Annotated in this window: 4 protein-coding genes and 1 pseudogene; all 5 read left to right on the plus strand. The window is 44.4% G+C overall.

Going from position 1 to position 5,233, the window contains the following annotated elements; translation table 11 throughout:
- The first annotated feature begins 182 nt into the window (after nucleotides 1–182).
- Nucleotides 183–1,214, plus strand: a complete 1,032-nt coding sequence (pstS, locus tag F6K37_RS16965; protein ID WP_287251307.1) for a phosphate ABC transporter substrate-binding protein PstS — start codon at nucleotides 183–185, stop codon at nucleotides 1,212–1,214.
- A 206-nt stretch (nucleotides 1,215–1,420) separates the two neighbouring features.
- Nucleotides 1,421–3,376, plus strand: coding sequence for an iron uptake porin (locus F6K37_RS16970; RefSeq protein ID WP_287251308.1), 1,956 nt, complete (start codon nucleotides 1,421–1,423; stop codon nucleotides 3,374–3,376).
- Nucleotides 3,377–3,470: 94 nt separating this feature from the next.
- Nucleotides 3,471–3,632: a hypothetical protein gene (locus tag F6K37_RS16975; RefSeq protein ID WP_008177656.1), complete on the plus strand. Its 162-nt coding sequence runs from the start codon at nucleotides 3,471–3,473 to the stop codon at nucleotides 3,630–3,632.
- Between the two features lie 86 nt (nucleotides 3,633–3,718).
- Nucleotides 3,719–4,933 carry an RNA-guided endonuclease InsQ/TnpB family protein gene (locus tag F6K37_RS16980; RefSeq protein WP_008177657.1) on the plus strand — a complete coding sequence of 405 codons (1,215 nt, stop codon included), beginning with the start codon at nucleotides 3,719–3,721 and terminating at the stop codon, nucleotides 4,931–4,933.
- 61 nt (nucleotides 4,934–4,994) lie between these two features.
- A pseudogene (locus F6K37_RS16985) lies at nucleotides 4,995–5,233 on the plus strand (Uma2 family endonuclease); the annotation flags it as partial.

Below are 5,233 nucleotides of genomic sequence, written 5' to 3' on the forward strand. Positions count from 1 at the left end.
CAGCTATCAGCTATTGGCCGTAGATCAGGCTAGGCCAACATTTTATGCGCTACAGATGGTGCTAATCGAGGTGCTTTTTAATAAAATAAGTTCACGGCTGACGGCTGACGGCACCTCAAGTAGCGTGGCCAAAGGCCAACGGCTGACGGCTGAATACTTACGAATAAATTAAGGATACATTAATGATTGGCTATCAATTTTTTTGGCAAAAGGTTTTAACAGCAACAGCAGTAACCCTAACCGTTGGCTTTGGTTCTATCAGTGGTGCGATCGCTCAATCCTTCACTGGCGCGGGAGCTACATTTCCTGAACCCCTTTATCGCCGTTACTTTAGAGAATACCAAGAAGAAAAACAAAAAGAACAAACAGATGTAAAGTTCAAATACAGTGCCATTGGCAGTGGTGGTGGGATTAGACGATTTCTGAATCAGTCCGTTGACTTCGGAGCGAGCAATGTGATTCCAACTCCTGTAGAGAGAAACTCAATGAAACGGGGTTTGTTGATGGTACCAACGGCTGGGGGGTCTTTGGCTGTCGTTTATAATCTTCAAGGAATAACCACCGATGTTAAGCTATCCCGAGACACTCTCGGTAAAATTTTTTCAGGTCAGATTTCTAATTGGAAGCAGGTTAACTCCCGCCTGCCAAACCGGAAAATCCAAGTAGTTGTCCACTCAGGCAGTAGCGGCACTAGCTTTATTTTTACTAAATATTTGAACGAAATTACTAATGGCAGAATCCGAGCAAGTAAAAGACCTAATTGGGGCTTTAAGGTCTTCTCTAGTGTTCCGGGAAATGCAGCAGTAGCTAGCGAAGTTAGGCGAATTGACGGTGCCATTGGCTATGTACCGGCGAGTTATGCTAAACAGCTTAACCTACCGATGGCCAGGCTGGAAAACCGAGCTGGTCGCTACGTCAAGCCTACCGTTGATCAAGCCAATAAAGCCCTAGGCAATGTGCAGTTCAATGAGGACTTCACCATCGAAAATATAGATGACCCAGAACAGGGTTATCCAATTGTAGGTATAACTTGGCTGTTTCTCTACGAAAAGTATCCTAAACCAGAACTAGCCCAAGGGGTTAAAGACCTGATAAATTGGATTCTGACTGAGGGTCAAGACTTGAACGAAGATCTACAGTACACTCGGATACCCGAAGATGTTGCTAATCGAGCCATCGAAGCTGTGAATAACAACATCAGGGTTGTTCCATAGAAGGACAAAAGTCAAAAGTACTTTGGTATCGGTGTATCGCTGTTATCGGTGTGGTATAGCCTTCGAGCTTTTATAGCACTACGCATTAAGGTGTTTGACATAGATAAAAGCTGAAAAGCTCTTGTAGTTAACTTTTGCCTTTTGCCTCTTGCCAATGCCATTGCGCGTAGCGCTATACCTTTTATTTTTGTTGTGTGAGGAGAGTTGTGAAAAAATTTTGCGGTGGATTACCACTGACACCGATAGTACTTGGTGTCCATTTGGTAACCATTACCCCCGCTATGGCTGATAGCGAACCAGAAACCTTGACTGCCATAGACCCTAAACCATCACCAGATAGGTCAGATCTTAATCCCAGACCGAAATATATAGCGCGAGAGTACTTAAAAACTCCCCCAAAAACTCCTCAGTTAACCGACCAATTCCACGATGAACTGGAGTTTAAGACTACTACGTCTATTCCTAATTATGGGATATCGACAGCTAGCTTGACTAGTCTGGAGTCACCGCCAGACCTAGAGATGGCAGACACTGTGAGTAATCCGTCTATGGGTCAGGTAGCACCGATTTCTAAACTATTAGACATGCCATCTACCCAGACTAACTCCAATAGTCTAGATAATAGTCCAGATAATAGTTTAGATATATCCCAAAACTTAGGTGTGACAGACCCGTTGAGTAATGGACCAATGGAGCGGGTAACACCAGTTTATGAACTGTCTGATGTCCAACCTACGGATTGGGCTTACGAAGCACTACAGTCTTTGTTGAAGCGCTATAGATGCCTGACTGGTTACGAGGATGACACCTATCGCGGTAACCGTGCCCTGACTCGCTACGAGTTTGCTTTTGGCTTGAATTTTTGCCTAAATCGGGTGAATGCCATGATTATTGGTAAAACAGCCAACTTGGTAACCGAAGCTGATTTAGCAGCAATGCAAAGGCTACAAGAAGAGTTCAGTGGTGAATTAGCTACTGTACAGGCTCGGGTCGATAACTTGGAAGGGCGAGTGACTTTCCTCGAAGACCATCAGTTCTCTACTACTAGTATCTTGCGTGGGAGTGTAGATATTGCTCTAGCTACTGGCTTTGGCGGGAAAAAAGCAGTTCCTTCTGGTCAAAGCCCAACAGAAGATTTTGATGATACTAATACTCTGTTGGGAGGCCGGGCAATTCTCAACTTCGACACCAGTTTCACCGGTCGAGACCTTTTGCGCACTAGACTTCGGGCAGGGAATACCAGTAATTTTAGCACTGGTTTCACCGGTACAGCCATGACCAAGTTTGGTTTTGCCACTAATACCGGCAATGATGTTAAATTAAACCAGCTGTTCTATCGGTTTCCCCTAGGTAATAAAGGTCTGGTATCTATAGCAGCAGCAGGTCAGGGAGCAACTGCTTTGATTCCCGCCCTCAATCCAGCATTTTCCATTTCCAGTTTTGGATTCAATAATTACATCTACGACTTGGGTTTTGGTGCTGGTGCTGGGATATACTATCAATTCAATGACGTGATTGCTACTGGAGCAGCCTATTATACTGGTTCTGCCTCTAATTCAGACTTTGGACTGTTCAATGGTGCCTTTGGTGCTTTGGCTCAGGTCACCCTTACTCCCTCTGATCGTTTTGGTATGGCCTTGACCTATGTCCGGTACTACTCTCCTCAAACAGCCAATACTGCATCGTTTCTCGGTAGCCAATTCGCTCAATCTCCCTTTGGCTCAAATACAGCAACCTCATCAAATAGCTTAGGTGTATCGACTAGCTATCGATTTAGCGATCGCTTTACCCTAGGCGGTTGGGTTGGTTATAGCAATGCGATCGCAGAATCCTCAAGCATTAACAATAACAATGGTTTCGATGTGTCAAGCGGATCAGAAGCAGATATTTGGAGCTGGGCAGTTACCGCCGCTTTCCCAGACATCGGAAAATTAGGCAGCCAGTTGAATCTAATTGTTGGCATGCCTCCAAGACTAGCTAGTAATGATGTTGCTGGTCGTCGCGATCGCGATGTATCATACCATCTTGAACTGTCTTATCGCTACCCACTGACTGATAGAATCTTTATCACTCCTGGTGTTTTGGTGATTATCGATCCAGAACACAATGATGAAAATGACACCATTGGAGTTGGACTGCTCCGAACCCAGTTTAACTTCTAGAGCATTGGTTGATTATTATTCGATGACAAAGCTTGAGGGTTAATGGTTTATGCTCAAAACCCTAGCACTGACAATGATTAGAGCATCATAGTAAATGGGATTTACCTACGGTCACGCTACGCGATGCTCGGTACGAGCCGCTACGCGAACCCATGAGCCAGCCATCAAACTATCTTGGACTATCATGGTGTTGGAGCAAGCCATAGAAGTTGACAAAATGACCAAAAATATTGGGTTTCAAGCCCCGCCCTTTTAGGGCGGCTTTAAAAATATTTTATGTTTGAATTAAGGATGGGCGTTAATTCAAGAATGTGATATCCTTGAATTAAGGAGGCAAGTAAAGTGTTCAATCTAACCTACGAGTTCAAATTAAAACCTACCGCTAAGCAAGTATCTTTGTTTGAAAACTGGCTTGAACAGTGTCGCAAAGTCTATAACTATGCACTAGCAGAAAGGAAGGATTGGTATAAATCTCGTAGTTGTCAGGTTAATGCTTGCTCTGTTCGTAGTGAATACATCATTCCAGCAGAGCAAACCCGTCCTACTTATGCCAGTCAATGCCGTGGGTTAACCGCTGCCAGAAAAGCTATTGAAGAGCTTAGAGCTGTTCAAGTTCATGTCTTACAACAAACGCTCAAAAGGCTAGAAAAAGCTTTTGTTAGTATGTGGGAACAAGGTCATGGCTTTCCTCGCTTTAAGAAGCAGGGACAAATGCGATCTTTTGTTTTTCCACAACTAGGAGTCAAACCAGTTGAATCTGGAAAAATTAAATTGCCCAAAATTGGCTGGGTAAAGATGCGGCAATCACGGGAAATACCTTCTGATGCTGTAGTTAAACAAGCCAGAGTGGTCAGACGTGCTACTGGCTGGTATGTGATGTTGACTTTGCAATGGGATGTTGATGTTCCTCAGATTATGCCTCATGGGGAACCCTTGGGCATTGATGTGGGAATTTCACATTTTGCTGCTGTTAGTAACGGGAGGTTATTTCCTAATCCACGTCCTTTCAAGGGTCTCGAACGCAAGCTTAAATTGCTGCAAAAGAGGGTAAGCAGAAAGCGTAAAGGAAGTAGCAACCGTTGTAAGGCACAAGCAAAAGTCAGCAAGCTACACGAACGAATCGTTAACATTAGAAAAAATTATTACTGGAAATTAGCTCATAATCTTTGCGATTGGGCTGGGATGATCTTTGTTGAAGATCTAAATCTCAAAGGATTGGCTAAGGGAATGCTAGGAAAGCACTGTCTAGATGCGGGATGGGGACAGTTTTTTAAGATATTAGAGCAGTGTTGCGCCCATCGTGGTGTCTATTTTCAAAAAGTAGATTCTAAAAAGACTAGCCAAATTTGTCCCAATTGTTTAACTGAAACTGGCAAAAAGACCTTAGCTGAGCGCATACATCATTGCGAACATTGTGGCTACACAACCGACAGAGATGTGGCAGCTGCTCAAATAATCGCTATACGCGGACTTGCAGCCGTGGGGCACACGGTCAAGATGCTTTCTGAGGGCAAGTTCATTGGAATCCCTGGGAAGAAAGAATCCTCGTCCTTGTAGGACGGGGAGTGTCAACAGCATAACCAAGACCGAAGCAGTATCGCCAACTGCAACCGATAGTATGGATTGGGAGCCCCCCATGCCACCAACGGATTTAATCTTTGATGATGGAGAACCTTTGGAGAGTGACCGCCACCGCATAGCCATGAACGCCCTGATCCGGTCACTGCGCGTTGCTTTAGCTGACCGAGACGATTACTTTGTTGGGGGCAATATGTTTGTTTACTTCAGTAGTGAACAAGCACGAAACCGGGACTTTCGCGGGCCAGATTTCTTTGTAGTCTTGAATGTAGACGGTAG

It is taken from the genome of Moorena sp. SIO4E2 (assembly GCF_010671945.1).
In the GTDB taxonomy this organism is placed as follows: Bacteria; Cyanobacteriota; Cyanobacteriia; order Cyanobacteriales; family Coleofasciculaceae; genus Moorena; species Moorena producens.

What these genes read in the sequence shown, in the direction of transcription:
- pstS (WP_287251307.1), top strand. Translation starts at nt 183, where the DNA reads ATGATTGGCTATCAATTTTTTTGGCAAAAGGTTTTAACAGCAACAGCA.
- F6K37_RS16975 (WP_008177656.1), top strand. Translation starts at nt 3,471, where the DNA reads ATGGGATTTACCTACGGTCACGCTACGCGATGCTCGGTACGAGCCGCT.